We start from the raw sequence: 15355 nt of genomic DNA, 5'->3' as shown, positions 1-15355 counted from the left end.
GGGTACATCTCAATCACCGAAAATATACATAGAGATACTTTAAGTATGAACATTAATTTATTGATGGTAGACGATAGTGAAGTCGATGCCCTCCTGGTGGAAAATGCCCTGTCAGATGAATTAGAGTGCCCGAATTTTAGTAACTATACCGATCCGGAAGCATTTTTGTCCTTTATGGAATCCCACCATGGTATCGAAAAATCCCTGGTCTTATTGGATATTAACATGCCCAAAATCAATGGATTTGAGGTGCTGGAAAAACTTCGATCCACCTCCGGCTGGGAGTTGGTGCCGGTGATTGTGTTTTCCACCAGTTCCAATGAAAGGGATGTGAAAAAAGCCATTCGGCTGGGAGCAAATGCTTACCTGATCAAACCGCTAACCATTGACGAATACCAGGATTTAATCCGTGCCACGATTCACTTTTGGAAATGGCATCATCAATAAAAATATCCCGAATTATTCGATTTTTGAAAGTGCCAGGGAACAAACCTTGTCACCGATTGACAGCGCACTGGTGGCGGCAGGCGAAGGCGCATTGATGACGTGGACCGCATTAGCCGTTTCCCGAATAGCAAAATCATCCAACAAGCCACCGTCCCGGTCACATGCCTGAGCCCGTACACCTGCGCCCCCGGCTACCAGGTCACTTTCCTGAATATCCGGAAGCAGGGCTTGTAAGGCTTTAGTAAAAGCCTTTTTAGAGAAAGACCGCTGGTATTCGCCCAGTCCCGTTTTCCAATATTTAGCGGCTACCTTTTGCAGGCCTGGCCAGGTCACTGCCTCATAAAACTCTTTTAAGTTAAAATCTGATTTTTTGTATCCTTCCTTTTTAAAGGCCATTACGGCATTGGGACCGGCTTCCACGCCACCTTTCATCATGCGTGTAAAATGGACCCCCAGAAAGGGAAAATTGGGGTCAGGAACAGGATAAATCAGGTTTTTTACCAGGTATTCCCGTTCCTTTTTGATCTTATAATATTCTCCTCGAAAAGGTATAATCCGGATGTCCGGAGATTGGCCCTCATGTAGTTCAGCAATTTTATCGGCATACAATCCCGCACAATTAACGAGCAACCCGGAGCGGATTTCTTCTTGTGAAGTAGTGATCAAGATAGAATCATTTAGTGTGTTAATATTCAATACTTTATGAGAAGTTAGAATCTCTCCTCCCTGATCTTGAAATGCCTTGGCATAGGCAAGGGCAACCGCGGTATAATCTACAATTCCCGTTTGGGGAACGTGCAGGGCTCCCAGCCCCCGACAATAGGGCTCATAGGCTTTCAACTCCTCGGGGCGGATGGACCTGATGCCGGAAAGCCCGTTTGCCAATCCTCTATCCATCAACATCTTCAACTGGGGCAACTGGCTCTTTTCCGTCGCCACGACTACCTTGCCGGTTATTTCATAGGGGACCGAATGCGTTTCGCAAAATTCCAGGAGCTGCCGGTATCCGTCGATGCAATTCCTGGCTTTCAAACTTCCAGGCTTGTAGTAAAGCCCGGAGTGAATTACCCCGCTATTATTTCCGGTTTGGTGCCGGGCAAGGGAATTTTCTTTTTCCAATATCACCACAGACAAATCCGGTCGCTGGGTTTTTATTTTTAATCCCGTGGCCAATCCCACAATTCCTCCGCCAATAATGGTTATATCGTATCGCATAGTTGTTGATTACTTCGAAAACAAAGATAATGGGAGCAAGGCAATTTTTCTCAAAGGCCTGCGGAAGTTCTCCAAATTCCAGCAGGGGAACGGTGCTTACCACTGGTCATCCTCCTTATCCCGGTCGGGTGGCTCATCGGGTCCTTTCAAATCCCTAAACCAATCTGATAGCTCCTCTCCAAATTCCAGTGTTGCCGCTTGTAAGGTTTCGTTGACCTGAAGAAGGGTTTGGTAAGTGGGATGCTGCACATGTACCGGGATCTTGTAAAGCCTGGGATCTTCTTTTTCAAAACCGGTACCGGCATTGAAAATATACGGCCACAAGGTTTTGGAACAGGAATACCCGATCACATCCACCGGATGATGGCGTAGGTAAGCGGTGATTTTATCATGAATCTCCTGGAAAAAAACCTCCGATTCTCCCAGACGAACCCTTGAACCGGCCCTGGATTTCCCTTTGGTTTTCAGGTATTTGATTTGGCTTTTTCCTTGCTTTTTTCGGACCATATAGGCCCGAAAAACCCGATGCGAGAGGTTGTTGCCATTTTCAAAATATCCCACGGCGGCGATTCCGGCGCGAACCATAAACAGCACCCAGTTCCTTTGCTTTGGTCGGATTTTTCCGGTTTCCTCCTCCCATTGATAATTTAGAGGAAGCCGCAACGCACCCACACGTGTTCCTGATTCATAAATCGTCATTTTATGCTGTACAGGTAGGTACTCCCATTCCATCGCCTTATCTGCGACCCATTCCAAAAATGCTGGGAGGGTATCGGCTTTGATCAGTCTGTGCATGTTGGAGTTGGAAAATTCATAGTTGGTTAAATGGATGTTTTAGTATCAATCGATGGAGAAAACAGGTAGATTCGTGGCACATCCATTTTCATTACCCGTCAATTTTACTACATTTATTTTCAAACCCAAAAAAATAGATCCATGAATATCGCCATGCTCGGTTCGGGCTTTATTGCCCGCTTTTATGCCAACACCCTTCACGCCCAACGACGAAAGGACCGAATCCTCTCCGTCTATTCCCGAAACATCGTTAACGCCAAAAAGTTTGCGGCTGATTTTGGACTGAGCAGTTACGGAAGTGAAATGGAAAAAATCATCCAGGATCCAGCAGTAGAGGCTGTGATTGTGGCGTTACCCAATCATTTACACGAAGAAGCCGTCCTGGCCTGTGCAGCCGCTAAAAAAGCGGTTTTGTGTACCAAGCCCCTGGGTCGCAATGCCCGCGAAGCCAAACGCATGTTGGAGGCGGTGGAAAAAGCAGGTGTATTTGCCGGCTACCTGGAGGACCTGTGTTATACCTCCAAGTTTTTGAAATCCCTGGCCAGCATAAAAGCGGGAAGTCTGGGCAAAATCCTTTGGACCAAATCCAGGGAAGCGCACCCGGGGCCGCACAGCGATTGGTTCTGGGATAAGGAAAAATCCGGTGGGGGAGCTATTATTGATTTGGGCTGCCATTGTGTAGAAATAAGCCGGAATTTTATAGGTAAAGGGGTTCGTCCTATGGAAGTGATGTGCTGGGCAGACACCCAGGTGCACCCCATTGATGCGGAGGACCACGCCATTGGTTTGGTGAAGTATGAAAACGGGGCCATTGGGCAATTTGAAGTTAGCTGGACCTTTCGTGGCGGAATGGATTTACGGGACGAGGTGATGGGCACAGAGGGCACGGTTTGGTTAAATGGCTTTTTACGCACCGGATTTGAGATGTTCACGACAGGAAAAGGAGCAAACTACATTGCCGAAAAGGCCGAATCCGATTCCGGATGGTTGTTTCCGGTTGGTGACGAGGCGCATGAACTTGGGTACCCGCAAATGTTTAGCGATATGTTCGATGCCATGGAGCAGGGAAGGGAACCGCTGGAAACCTTTTACGATGGGTATGTGGTGAATGCCATTCTGGATGCCGCCTTTCTCTCTGCCAAAAGCAAAAAATGGGAAACGGTGATGCTGGACGATTGGAGAGGAGAAGGCAGTGGATCTGAAGAAAAAAGTCGGGTTTCTTACGATGAAAAGTACTATCTGATCAAAAAAGAACTACTACCTAATGGCGAAGCGAAAGTAATCCTGAAAGACAAGGTAAGCGGCGAAATCAAACAAGCCACCGTAAAAAACTGACCACTTATACCTTCCATGGGCTATCAACGTAAAATTCGGTGTAATTTCAGAATTCAGCCCCAAAAAAGGCCTGTAATTATATTATTTAGGCTATAATTGCGCTTCAAAAAAAATATTAATCTAAGCATGGGTACGGTTCGTCTGCCGGATGGGCTGTTGAATAATATGGGAAAAGCGTTACGAATTGGTTGGTTGATTTTAGTGGGAGTATTGTTATGCCTTCCGGCATTGGCTCAAAAGATCAATGACGATTACAAGTTGCATATCAAGCGTGCCAGTTCGTCCATTTCGATCGACGGAATTGTGGACGAACAAGCCTGGGAGGATGCAGAGGTGGCCAAGGATTTCTATATGATTCTTCCCATGGATACCAGTTACTCTCAGGTAGAAACCGAAGTGATGATGACCTACGATTCGGAGCACCTGTACTTGCTGGTAATCAACCACCATGCCGTGCCGGGCCCTTACTATGTAGAATCCTTGCGACGGGATTTTTCTTTTGGAAAAAATGACAATTTCCTGTTGTTTATGGACACCTTTGATGATCAGACCAATGGCTTTTCATTCGGTGCCAATGCGGCCGGTGCCCAGTGGGATGGCATCATGTATGAAGGGGGAAAGGTAGATTTAAGCTGGGACAATAAGTGGATTTCCAAGGTTCAGAATTATGAGGACAAATGGGTCTTTGAAGCGGCTATTCCCTTTAAATCCATTCGATATAAAAAAGGGATCAAGGAATGGGGTATTAATTTCAGCCGGCTGGACCTGAAGACCACCGAAAAATCGGCCTGGGCACCGGTTCCCCGACAATTTCCCTCTGCATCATTGGCTTATACCGGAATTTTGGTTTGGGACGAGGCGCCCCCGGAAGCGGGCATGAACGTGTCCATCATTCCCTACGCTATGGGAGGCAGGGTGAAAGACCGCGAAGGCGGGTTGCCTACCGATTACCAAAACAGGGTAGGAGCAGACGCAAAAATCGCCATCAGTTCTTCCTTAAACCTGGACCTTACCGTAAATCCTGATTTCTCTCAGGTGGAAGTGGACCGACAAATTACCAATCTGGACAGATTTGAATTGTTTTTTCCGGAAAGAAGGCAATTCTTCCTTGAAAACGGGGATTTGTTTGCCAATTTTGGTTACGAAACCATACGTCCCTTCTTTTCCAGACGGATTGGACTGAATGCACCCATACAGTTTGGGGCCCGATTGAGTGGTAAAATCAACCGGGATTGGCGAATTGGTGCCATGAACATGCAAACGGGACAGGTGGAAGAAACACAGACCCCCTCTCAAAACTTTACCGTGATGGCAGCCCAGCGGCGCGTGGGGCAACGGTCTAATATCGGAGCGATTTTTGTCAATAGGGCTTCTATTGGAGAGATGCCCGGGATCAATGGGACCGATGCCGCAGGAACCACTTCGTATAATCGAAACCTGGGGCTGGAATACAACCTGGCTTCTTCCAATAACTTATGGACTGGAAAGGCCTTTTTCTTAAAATCATTCAGTCCCAATCAAACCGGAGAAAGCCTGGTGCATGCCGCCAACCTGAAATATTCCAGCGGAAACCTCAGCTGGGAATGGAAACACGAGTATGTTTCGCCCCGATACACCGCCGAAGTGGGGTATGTTCCCAGAAATGGTTATTACCGGATCAATCCGAATTCAGCCTATTTGTTTTTCCCCAAAAGCAAAAAAATCCTGCGCCACGGTCCCACGGTCAATTCATCATTATTTTACAATATGAATTGGGAACAGACCGACAACATTACCGAACTGGGCTATACGGTCCGGTTTAGAAGTCAGAGTAATTTGACGGCGAGGTATGCCTATAACCGGATTTGGTTGCAACAACCCTTTGACCCAACCAATTTTAGTGGAGATACCCTGGCGGCCTTTACCAATCATACCTGGAGTTCCGTAGGCATGGAATACGTTTCCAAACCTCAAAGTCTCTTTACGTATTCGCTATCCTCCCAATACGGGGGCTATTTTGCAGAGGGGGAGCGATTTAACTTTTCCGGGGAATTGGGATACCGCTTTCAGCCCTATGTAGGCCTGACCTTAACCGGAAACTATAACCAGTTGGATTTGCCGGAACCCTGGGGGGATACCCGATTTTGGCTGGTGGGGCCCCGAGTGGATGTAACCTTTACCAATACCTTGTTTTTTACGGCTTTTGCCCAGTACAACGAACAAATTGACAATATCAACCTAAATACCCGGTTTCAATGGCGGTTTAAGCCAGCTTCCGATTTGTACCTGGTGTTTACGGATAACTATTTACCAGCGCCGTTTTATGTTAAAAACAGAACGTTAGCCTTAAAATTCACCTATTGGTGGACCTGGTAGGCTTACCACAGGTCCAGACCCAATAGTTTTCTACCCAGCGGGCTGAGTTTGGCCTGCGGATACTTGGTTTGTTCCCAATTTCGGGGATCACCGGGAAACGCAAAACCATCCGGAGCAATGCGGTCCCGCCAGGAACTGATCCGCCAGTTTCTTAGTTCCTCATTTTCATTTTCCGCTGGCATCATGGAGATGTACTGAGCCATTCGAACGCTGTCTCTACTGCGATTAGGTCGAATACCATGGGGCAACTTGCTATTAAAAATCAGCAAATCTCCTTCTTCCAGTTTTACTTTCGTCAGGTGATAGCCGCTGACATCGGGTTTAAAAATGTCCCGATCTTTCGGTTGGTCTTTTTTCCAGGAATCGTAATTGCGGTACAGTTCCGGCACGCATTGAAAGCCACCTACATTGGGATCGGACTGATCATTCAGCGCTACCAAACCCTGTACATTGTCCTCGTCTGATTCCGGATCGTAATCCCAATGGATAAACCCCTTGAATTCAAAGTCTGGTCGGGCAGGAATATTGAGGTTGGCCCGGTCTATGGTTACCCACAATTCGTCTATTCCCCATATATCGGAGAAGGTTTCGTATACTTTGGGATATTGACGGATGTCCCAAAGGTACTGGTGATTATATATTTCCACCATGCCGCTATTGGTGAGCTCTTTCATTTTCATTTCCCCCTTGTTCGCAGCATACCAGGTTTTAGGATCCTCAGGGTTCATCTCCTCAAATTCCCACAAGAGCCCTTGCAAACGCCGGGTGTAGTCCCGTGGAACCGCCTTTTTGACAATCACATACCCATTTTCCTTCCAGAAATTCCAATCAACCTCCGTTAGTACCTTCAAGGGTTTGCCTTGGGATCGATTATTCAATTTCACCTTCCCGCTAGCTGTTGCAGAAGGATTTCCCGGAATATCTTTGTGTTTTTTCGTTATGGCCATGGTAAAATTTACTTATCTTACAGCCAGAATATACTAGTAAAAATTAACTTTACCAAGCGGTACTTCCGTCCGAATAAATTTCCTAATATTAGCAAACCTGTCAGGTTTTTGCTGATATTCAGCCAACAACAAAGGTTGAGTAGATGAAACCTGACAGGTTTTATCCTGTTTTTATCAGTTGAATATAGGATAATGTTGCGGTTTTAAGGAATTTCTTCAGGTTTTTAAACTGCTTATATCTCCACTAATGTAAATTAGTTTTAGGATCGCTTACACTATGCTTAGCTTGAAATATGAAACCTTCACCAACTCGCCTTTTATCTTTCGTATTCTTATTCTTCCTGGGCTTTTTTCCGGGATTTTGTTCGATCACAAACGCCCAGAGCAGTTCCGAAATTTACCATGAATTACTGAAACTTCGTGAAACCAAGCGGGTCTTGTACCTGGCTGCGCATCCGGATGATGAAAACACAAGGCTAATTGCCTATTTGGCTAATTCCGTTCACGCAGAAGTAGGATACCTGTCCCTGACCCGGGGAGATGGTGGTCAAAACCTGATCGGAAAAGAATTGGGTATTGAATTGGGAATGATCCGCACGCAGGAATTACTTAAAGCAAGGGAAACCGATGGGGGCTGGCAGTTTTTTTCCCGGGCCATTGATTTTGGATACAGTCGTAATCCCGATGAAACCTTGAGTAATTGGGATCGAAATAAGTTACTATCCGACCTGGTATGGGTTATTCGTAATTTTCAACCGGACTTGCTCATCACCCGTTTTAATACCAGTCCGGGAACTACCCACGGCCACCATACCACCTCAGCCATTCTTGCCGGAGAGGCTTTTGAACTCGCGGGAAATCCCGATGCGTTTCCCGGGCAGTTGAAATGGGTGAAACCCTGGTCTCCGAAACGGATATTCTGGAATGCTTACAATTGGGGAGGGCAATACGAACCTAAACCCGATATTCCCTACCACACCTTTCCAGTCGGTGAATTCAATTTCCTTTTGGGTACCAGTTATTCGCAGATTGCTGCTGATAGCCGTACCATGCATAAATCTCAAGGCTTCGGCTCCACGGCCAGCATAGGAGAAAGTAGCGATTTTCTCGAATTTGTAGCCGGTGCTCCGTTTGAGAACGACCCCTTTGAGGGGATTCCGGACCGTTGGCTAGGCCTGGAGGGAGGTACCGCATTCGTCAATAAAGTGGAAGCCCTCCTGGATGCGTTTGATTTTGCAAATCCAATAAACAACCTGCCTCATTTGCTGGAAATTAGGGCCCAGTTAAATCAAGTTCAGGAACGTTTACCCTGGGTCAAGGAAAAGCAAGATCAGGTCGATCGGATTATTCTGGATGTGCTGGGTTGGAAAGCGTTGTTTCTGGCAAACAAGGAGTTATCGTTTCCATCAGATCAGATTCAGGGGAAACTAATTGTCAATTTACCGGGGGATCGGGGAGTCCGGTTGGAAAAATTTGAGGTACTGGATACCGCCTATGAGTTAGCGGGCAGGGTAGCGGATAATCAGCCCTTTGAATGGGAGCAGGAACTCCAGATACCAGCAAGCCATCCTGTATCGCAGCCTTACTGGCTGAAAAGCCCTCCCAGGGAAAGCCTATATGTTGTTGAATCTCAGGAAATGATCGGAAAACCCTTTAATGATCCTGCCGTTTCGGGAAAGCTGCATTTTAGGATTGAAAATCAACGTTTCGAAGTAAACATCCCGCTACAATACCGGTACAACGATCAGGTAAACGGAGAGATCATTCAGCCCTTTACCGTAGTGCCAAAAATTTCCCTTTCCATTGACCAGGAAAACGTTTTTTTATTGGGAGAGCAGGAAGCGCAGCTAGGGGTTACCCTATCATTCGAGGGGGATTTGGAGGAAGGAACGCTAGGCATCAGCGGATTGGGTAGCGAGGATTATGTTGTGGAAGAGCGTTTGGAGGATGCAGCCAATAACAGATTATACTTTAGCCTGAGGTTGACCAATCCCAACGGGGAAGCGCGATCTTCCCATACGGTATTTTATAAGACGGGCGATGGAACGGTTTACCAACAGGGTAAAAAGCGAATTGTGCATCCCCATATTCCCAACCTGACCTATTTTCCCGAGGCTTCTTTTAACCTCATCAGGCTAAATATGGACATGCGAAACCAAACCATCGGCTACATACCGGGTGCCGGAGATGATATTCCGGAAGTGTTGAGAAACCTGGGCTATACCGTGGAAATTTTGGAAGATAGCAATATGGGGCCGGGTACTTTTAGGAACTATTCCACGTTGATTGTGGGAATTAGGGCCTTTAATGTAAACCAAAACCTGGCCAATCAGACGGCGGCATTGATGGACTATGTCAAGAATGGGGGCAATTTGATCGTTCAGTACAATACCAGCTCCCCTTTGCTGTCCAGAGATTTTGGACCCTATCCCCTGGAATTATCCAGAGACCGAATTACCGTAGAGGAATCACCGGTAAAAATACTGTTGGAGGAGCATCCGGTATTGAATTTTCCAAATGAGATCAGCGAAAGCGATTTTGAGGGATGGGTACAGGAGAGGGGCTTGTATTTTCCCGGGAATTGGGATGATCGCTACCAAACGCCCCTTGAAATGCAGGATCCGAACGAACCACCAACGAGGGGATCCCTTTTAGTGACCCGCTATGGATCCGGACATTACAGTTATTCGGGCATTTCCTGGTTTCGATTATTGCCGGCAGGGGTGCCGGGCGCCATTAAATTATTTGTAAATTTAATCGAACAAGGGAATGAGTAAGGAAAAGGACTTTCGGCACTGGACCGGTTTGTATTGGATGCAGGTGGTGGTACTTGCCATACTGATCGGGTTGTTTTATTGGTTAACCCTGGCTTTTTCATGAGTTACCTCGACTGGGCCATCATGTTTGGCACCTTGCTGGCCATTGCTTCCTATGGCATTTACAAAACCTACGGCCCAAAAGACATGGACAAGTACCTCCGGGGAGGGAATGATCTTAGCTGGTGGACCATTGGGCTTTCCATTATGGCTACCCAGGCTTCGGCGATTACATTTTTAAGTACCCCGGGACAGGCCTATGCAGATGGTATGCGGTTTATCCAATTTTATTTTGGATTGCCAGTGGCGATGATCATCATTTCAGTCGTTTTTTTACCCATTTATTACCGGCTAAAGGTATACACGGCTTATGAATTTCTGGAATCTCGTTTTGATCTTAAAACCCGAACCCTTACCGCCGGACTGTTCTTGATTCAACGTGGCCTGGCGGCGGGAATCACCATTTACGCTCCTTCCATTATCTTATCCACTCTTTTGGGATGGAATTTGACGATTACCAATATATTTATCGGCTTGATGGTGATCATTTATACCGTATCCGGGGGGACAAAAGCCGTATCCATTACCCAAAAGCAACAAATGACGGTCATGATGGGAGGGATGATTCTAGCAGGAATCATCGTAATCCAAATGATTCCCGTGAAATTTACCGAGGCCTTGCATTTGGCAGGAAAGATGGAAAAATTAAACATTGTCAATTTTGACTTTGACCTGTCGGATCGCTATAATTTTTGGTCAGGAGTGACCGGGGCGTTGTTTTTATTCCTTTCTTACTTCGGAACCGACCAATCTCAGGTCCAACGGTACCTGACGGGACGATCGCTGACACAGAGTAGGATGGGATTGATGATGAACGGATTTTTGAAAGTTCCCATGCAGTTCGTGATCCTGTTTATCGGGGTGATGGTTTTTGTATTTTACCAGTTTTTTCAGCCTCCCGTTATCTTTAATACCATTCAGTTGGATAAACTCAAGCAGAGCGAATACCTGGAGGAATTTGATGCCTTGGAAAAGGAATATACGGAGGTATTTGAAAGCAAGAGCGAACGCATTCAGGAAATGTTACAAGCCATTGAATCCGATAATGCAATCGAAACGGAGCAGTATCAATCAGAGATTTTTGAACATTCTCAACAGCAGGAGCAGGTACGGGAGCAAGTCAAAGCGTTAATTGTCAAACACGATCCACTGGCAGAGACAAACGATACCGACTATGTATTTATGCGATTTGTAATGGATTACCTGCCAAATGGGATTGTGGGACTGCTGTTCGCTGTGATTTTCAGTGCAGCCATGTCTTCTACCGCATCCGAGCTAAACGCCCTGTCGTCTACCACCACCATCGATATTTACAAGCGTTCCCTGCACACCTCCGGGAGCTCCCGGCATTACATGCTTTCCTCGAAATGGTTTACGGCACTTTGGGGCTTGTTTGCCGTGCTTTTCGCCACTTATGCCACCTTATTTGAAAACCTGATACAAGCGGTTAATTTGCTCGGATCCCTGTTTTATGGCACCATTCTGGGTATTTTTCTGGTGGGATTTTTTCTGAAATGGGTAGGGGGTAAGGCGGTGTTTACCGCAGCCATTATTGCAGAATTGATGATTTTAACCCTGCACTATTTCAACGGAACCAGCGTGTATGGTTTTTTAGTAGATGTGGGTTACCTATGGTACAACGCCATTGGCTGCTTATTGGTAATGCTGATGGCCATGCTGATTCAGGGATGGCGTGGACCGGAACCGAAATCGGCCAGCGAATCAACTGAATAGAAAACATTGGAGCTGCTTTTTTCGCAGCTCCAATGTGTCATTATTATTTAAGTGATTCAATCAATCGATCGTTTAATCCTACGTAATCCGGATTTTTGGCTTCTTCGGCCATGGCTTTTGATCTTTCTGCCGTGGCGATGGCTTCGTCATCCATACCTAATTTTGCCTGAATTTTCGCCTTTAGGTGCACCGTATAGTACTTGGCGTCCTGGTCCACGGATTTGGTGATCCATTCAAGTGCGGTATTCAGGTCCTTGTCATTGGTGAAGTAATAATTAGCTGCTTGAAAATAAAGGCCCGGGTTATCCGGTTGCTGGTCGATTAGCAATTCCCTGATTTGTTTCATGACAATCGGATCTACTTCAGATTCGATCCGGAATTCAATTTGGGTTTTATCCCATGACAGGTTAACGGTAGCACCGGTATCCGAAAGGTCCATAAACTGAATGGTCATGGTTTCCACTACTGGTTTTTGCTTCTTTGCCGGTACCTGTATACGCAGGGCATCGTCTTCTGCACTGTACCCCATTGCTCCCCATAATTCGGTCTTTTTGGAAAAGATGACGGTCCATTGCTTTTTACCTGGAATGGTATACAAAGCGTATTTTCCAGCGGGTAGCGCCTGCCCGTTTACACGAATATCCGTATCAAATTCAAGTGTGCTGGGATTATTGGCACCGGTTCGCCACACTTGACCAAAAGGCACCAGTTCTCCAAAAATTTTCCGTCCCTTTTTTCCCGGTCTGGAATAATCCAGGTGCAGCACGGTCAATCCCATTTGTTGAGCTACCTTGCTATTGGGACTTGCCGGCGGCATGTTGATCTGAGCAAAAGCTACTAGTTGAACCAATGACAAAATAGTTGCTAGAAAAAGCATTTTTTTTGTTTTCATAGATATTTATAATTAATTTGAAGATGTAATTATGACAAAACATAACCGGTTTATACGACTGGTTTTTTCTTTATAGCAGTGGTATCAGGTATGTGGGCAAAGATAGTTAAATTACCATCAATATTTGTGTGGATTTTCGTAGTTCTTACGGGGAGTCGGTCCGACCGGAGTCCATGGCTATTACGAATATCCGAAAATTATTTTAACTGGTTTTTAATATAAACGACAACATTCTTTCAATGGGACTAGCAATTATTGCACCAACTAAATCAAAGCAAGAAATCGCTGATTGGATTGCGGTTTTCAAAGAAATTGATCCTCATATTGAACTTCAGGTTTATCCGGATGTCAATCAGAAAGAATCCGTAGAAGTAGTGGTTCTCTGGCAGCATCCCAAGGGAATTTTAAAAGAATTTCCAAATTTAAAACTAATCTGCTCCATGGGTTCCGGCGTGGATCATATCATGACGGATTACGTTCCTGACAATGTTCCCATTACCCGGATAGTGGATCCCCGGTTGACCTTTTCCATGACCAATTATGTGGTGATGGGGATCTTAAATTACCATCGGCAGTTTCTTCGCTATGTTCGGGATAAGCAGTCAAAAACCTGGGATATGAGCAATCCCGAAATCCCCATTACCGTGGGGGTGATGGGAGTCGGCGAACTGGGAGGTGACGTTCTCGACAAAGTGGCCGGTTTAGGTATTCCGGTCATCGGCTATGGTAACCGCCCGAAATCCGGTTTCAGGCATCCCTATTTTCATGGAGGAAAACTCCAGGAATTTTTAGATGCAGTGAATGTGGTCGTTTGCCTGTTACCTTTAACTCCCAAAACCGAGGGATTTCTGAACAAGGACTTGTTCCGGAAATTTAAAAAAGGCACCTATCTGATTAATGTGGCCAGAGGAAAGCACCTAATAGAAGCAGATTTAATTCCGGCCATCGAATCCGGCCACCTTTCAGGAGCCTTATTGGATGTATTTCAAAAAGAGCCATTACCTGCTAATCACCCCTTCTGGGAGCAGGAGCAGGTGACCATTACCCCTCATATAGCCAGTATCACCAACCACAAAGCTGCAGCACCGCAGATTATGGAAAATTACCGGAACCTGCAGCAAAACCTCCCCCTGAATAATCAAATTAACCAAGAACAGGGCTATTAAACCTATTATTTCTTTATGAAAACCTATACCATTCTTTGCCCCACCGACTTTTCGGAATGTTCGTTAAATGCCATCGAATATGCTGCCAAACTGGGCGAAAAATTGCAAGCAAAGCTGATTCTGTTCCATGTGCCGGATAGAGAAGATTACGAAAACCTTTTTCCCGGAAATATTTTGGACGAAAGCCTGCATACCGCAAAGAAAAAATTGCAATCATTAAAAGCTACCGTGGAAGAAGAAAGCCTTGCGAAGGGGCTTTCCTCCTGTGAGGGTGTCATACAGGAAGGAAAAACAGTAGCCACCATATTGGAATTTTCTGAAAGTGAAGGGGCAGACCTGGTCATCATGGGTACTGAAGGAATTAATGAATTCAAGGAAAATTACATTGGCACTAAATCCAGCCAAGTGGTGCTGAAGGCAGCCTGCGATGTCTTCATCATCCCGCGAAAGGTCTTTTTCAAGGTGCCAAGAAAGTTGGTTTACGCAACTAATTACCTGGAAGAGGATAAGCTGGCCATTCAGCGGGTGGTGGAAATCGCAAGGATGTATGATGCGGAATTGGACGTGGTTCACGTCAGTACCAAAATAAGATCCATAGATAAAGCCTTGCATATTAGCATGGTAGAGGAGCTTCAGCCTTTTATCCACTATGAAAAAGTGAATTTTGTGTTGAAGTCCTATCGAGATGAGCCAGGACTTGGCCTCGAGAATTACCTGATCACGGCCAAAGGAAACATCCTTTTTACCCTGAGTAAAAAGAAAACCTGGTTCGAACAATTATTTACAAGTAATCTTTCCAAAAAAATGTCATACTTTATCAACAAGCCGCTATTTGTGATCAAGAACCTTTAATCTTTGTCAGAATAAAGGTTTTGAACTCGTTTCGGGTCTCTTTATTCGTAAATAGTTGTTTAAGGGTAGTGAAAAAGTGACTCAAACTACTGTACCTTTCCTCTTGCTCCAACTGGAAAGGCACATTTGCTGCTCTAGGTCCATCTACGGTTTCCGGTTTCGGTTCAGGAGATTTGGAAGGTGAATGACCGGTAAGTTCGTCGGCGACGGAAAAACTCTTCCGGGAAGCGCCCAAATGCCCTAATTTTTCCTCAATTATTCCTTTGTTGTTTTGAGCAACCGCATCTTCCGGATCCAGCGCAATGGCACGCTCGTAATCATCAATAGCCCCTTGAAAATCACCAATACGATCTTTAAAGTAGGCCCTGCTAGAATACCGATAAGGGTTTTGGGGATCCAGGTTTAAGGCCTGATCGAATGCCCGCATGGCTTCGTCGTTTCGTTTCAGAAGGTGAAGGACCACTGCCCGGTCACTGATAAAGGTTGTATTATATGGTTCCAATTCCATCAAGGCATCAAAATCGCTGATGGCTTGTTCCAAGGCTCCGAGTCGGGATTGTACCCTTGCCCGGTAGTGCAGGTATTCGGCCTTAGGCCCCTCCAAACTTACCAGCCGATCAAAAACCTGCAATGCCTCCTCAAATTTGCCTTCTTTATAATAAGTAATTCCAATTTCCAACGTTTCCACCATGCTTTTCTTTGATACACTATATATACAAAAGTAAGCAAGGTAATGTTTCC

The 15355-nt window shown here is 45.7% G+C and carries 12 protein-coding genes; 7 read left to right on the top strand and 5 right to left on the bottom strand.

Annotation, left to right across the window (positions count from 1 at the left end; genetic code table 11):
• The first annotated feature begins 45 nt into the window (after positions 1-45).
• Entirely contained in the window at positions 46-447 is a 402-nt protein-coding gene (locus GJQ68_RS01865) for a response regulator (protein WP_162415591.1), read from the top strand.
• A gap of 12 nt (positions 448-459) precedes the next feature.
• Here the strand turns inward: GJQ68_RS01865 and lhgO are convergent, their stop codons facing one another.
• On the bottom strand, positions 460-1662 hold the full coding sequence (lhgO, locus tag GJQ68_RS01860; protein WP_162415590.1) for an L-2-hydroxyglutarate oxidase: 1203 nt from the start codon (positions 1660-1662) through the stop codon (positions 460-462).
• A gap of 96 nt (positions 1663-1758) precedes the next feature.
• Positions 1759-2457, bottom strand: a complete 699-nt coding sequence (locus GJQ68_RS01855; protein WP_162415589.1) for a hypothetical protein — start codon at positions 2455-2457, stop codon at positions 1759-1761.
• 141 nt (positions 2458-2598) lie between these two features.
• Between GJQ68_RS01855 and GJQ68_RS01850 the strand changes: the two genes are divergently transcribed.
• Entirely contained in the window at positions 2599-3792 is a 1194-nt protein-coding gene (locus tag GJQ68_RS01850; protein WP_162415588.1) for a Gfo/Idh/MocA family protein, read from the top strand.
• Between the two features lie 165 nt (positions 3793-3957).
• Complete coding sequence (locus tag GJQ68_RS01845) at positions 3958-6147, top strand: DUF5916 domain-containing protein (protein WP_162415780.1); 2190 nt, start codon at positions 3958-3960, stop codon at positions 6145-6147.
• Positions 6148-6149: 2 nt separating this feature from the next.
• Here the strand turns inward: GJQ68_RS01845 and GJQ68_RS01840 are convergent, their stop codons facing one another.
• Positions 6150-7094 (bottom strand): phytanoyl-CoA dioxygenase family protein, encoded by a 945-nt coding sequence (locus tag GJQ68_RS01840; protein ID WP_162415587.1) that lies wholly within the window; start codon positions 7092-7094, stop codon positions 6150-6152.
• 293 nt (positions 7095-7387) lie between these two features.
• On the opposite strand from GJQ68_RS01840, the gene GJQ68_RS01835 reads away from it, so the two are divergent.
• Together GJQ68_RS01835 and GJQ68_RS01830 are read left to right on the top strand one after the other, a co-directional pair.
• A complete protein-coding gene (locus GJQ68_RS01835; RefSeq protein ID WP_162415586.1) occupies positions 7388-9871 on the top strand; it encodes a PIG-L family deacetylase in 2484 nt (827 codons plus the stop codon).
• A 99-nt stretch (positions 9872-9970) separates the two neighbouring features.
• Positions 9971-11704, top strand: coding sequence for a sodium:solute symporter (locus tag GJQ68_RS01830; protein ID WP_162415585.1), 1734 nt, complete (start codon positions 9971-9973; stop codon positions 11702-11704).
• Positions 11705-11747: 43 nt separating this feature from the next.
• On the opposite strand, the gene GJQ68_RS01825 is transcribed toward GJQ68_RS01830, so the two are convergent.
• Positions 11748-12596, bottom strand: coding sequence for a DUF2911 domain-containing protein (locus GJQ68_RS01825; protein ID WP_162415584.1), 849 nt, complete (start codon positions 12594-12596; stop codon positions 11748-11750).
• A 239-nt stretch (positions 12597-12835) separates the two neighbouring features.
• Between GJQ68_RS01825 and GJQ68_RS01820 the strand changes: the two genes are divergently transcribed.
• Together GJQ68_RS01820 and GJQ68_RS01815 are read left to right on the top strand one after the other, a co-directional pair.
• The gene (locus tag GJQ68_RS01820; protein WP_162415583.1) at positions 12836-13762 is read left to right on the top strand and encodes a 2-hydroxyacid dehydrogenase; all 927 of its coding nucleotides are present in this window, start codon (positions 12836-12838) and stop codon (positions 13760-13762) included.
• A gap of 15 nt (positions 13763-13777) precedes the next feature.
• Positions 13778-14614 carry a universal stress protein gene (locus GJQ68_RS01815; protein ID WP_162415582.1) on the top strand — a complete coding sequence of 279 codons (837 nt, stop codon included), beginning with the start codon at positions 13778-13780 and terminating at the stop codon, positions 14612-14614.
• On the opposite strand, the gene GJQ68_RS01810 is transcribed toward GJQ68_RS01815, so the two are convergent.
• Positions 14601-15305 (bottom strand): tetratricopeptide repeat protein, encoded by a 705-nt coding sequence (locus GJQ68_RS01810; protein WP_202927856.1) that lies wholly within the window; start codon positions 15303-15305, stop codon positions 14601-14603. The genes GJQ68_RS01815 and GJQ68_RS01810 overlap by 14 nt on opposite strands.
• Positions 15306-15355 lie beyond the last annotated feature (50 nt).

The sequence above is a fragment of the Cyclobacterium roseum genome (genome assembly GCF_010119225.1).
Classification (GTDB): domain Bacteria; phylum Bacteroidota; class Bacteroidia; order Cytophagales; family Cyclobacteriaceae; genus Cyclobacterium; species Cyclobacterium roseum.
This window is presented reverse-complemented; position numbering and strand designations above follow the sequence as displayed.

What these genes read in the sequence shown, in the direction of transcription:
- GJQ68_RS01865 (WP_162415591.1), top strand. Translation starts at nt 46, where the DNA reads ATGAACATTAATTTATTGATGGTAGACGATAGTGAAGTCGATGCCCTC.
- lhgO (WP_162415590.1), bottom strand. Translation starts at nt 1,662, where the DNA reads ATGCGATACGATATAACCATTATTGGCGGAGGAATTGTGGGATTGGCC.
- GJQ68_RS01855 (WP_162415589.1), bottom strand. Translation starts at nt 2,457, where the DNA reads ATGCACAGACTGATCAAAGCCGATACCCTCCCAGCATTTTTGGAATGG.
- GJQ68_RS01850 (WP_162415588.1), top strand. Translation starts at nt 2,599, where the DNA reads ATGAATATCGCCATGCTCGGTTCGGGCTTTATTGCCCGCTTTTATGCC.
- GJQ68_RS01845 (WP_162415780.1), top strand. Translation starts at nt 3,958, where the DNA reads ATGGGAAAAGCGTTACGAATTGGTTGGTTGATTTTAGTGGGAGTATTG.
- GJQ68_RS01840 (WP_162415587.1), bottom strand. Translation starts at nt 7,094, where the DNA reads ATGGCCATAACGAAAAAACACAAAGATATTCCGGGAAATCCTTCTGCA.
- GJQ68_RS01835 (WP_162415586.1), top strand. Translation starts at nt 7,388, where the DNA reads ATGAAACCTTCACCAACTCGCCTTTTATCTTTCGTATTCTTATTCTTC.
- GJQ68_RS01830 (WP_162415585.1), top strand. Translation starts at nt 9,971, where the DNA reads ATGAGTTACCTCGACTGGGCCATCATGTTTGGCACCTTGCTGGCCATT.
- GJQ68_RS01825 (WP_162415584.1), bottom strand. Translation starts at nt 12,596, where the DNA reads ATGAAAACAAAAAAAATGCTTTTTCTAGCAACTATTTTGTCATTGGTT.
- GJQ68_RS01820 (WP_162415583.1), top strand. Translation starts at nt 12,836, where the DNA reads ATGGGACTAGCAATTATTGCACCAACTAAATCAAAGCAAGAAATCGCT.
- GJQ68_RS01815 (WP_162415582.1), top strand. Translation starts at nt 13,778, where the DNA reads ATGAAAACCTATACCATTCTTTGCCCCACCGACTTTTCGGAATGTTCG.
- GJQ68_RS01810 (WP_202927856.1), bottom strand. Translation starts at nt 15,305, where the DNA reads ATGGTGGAAACGTTGGAAATTGGAATTACTTATTATAAAGAAGGCAAA.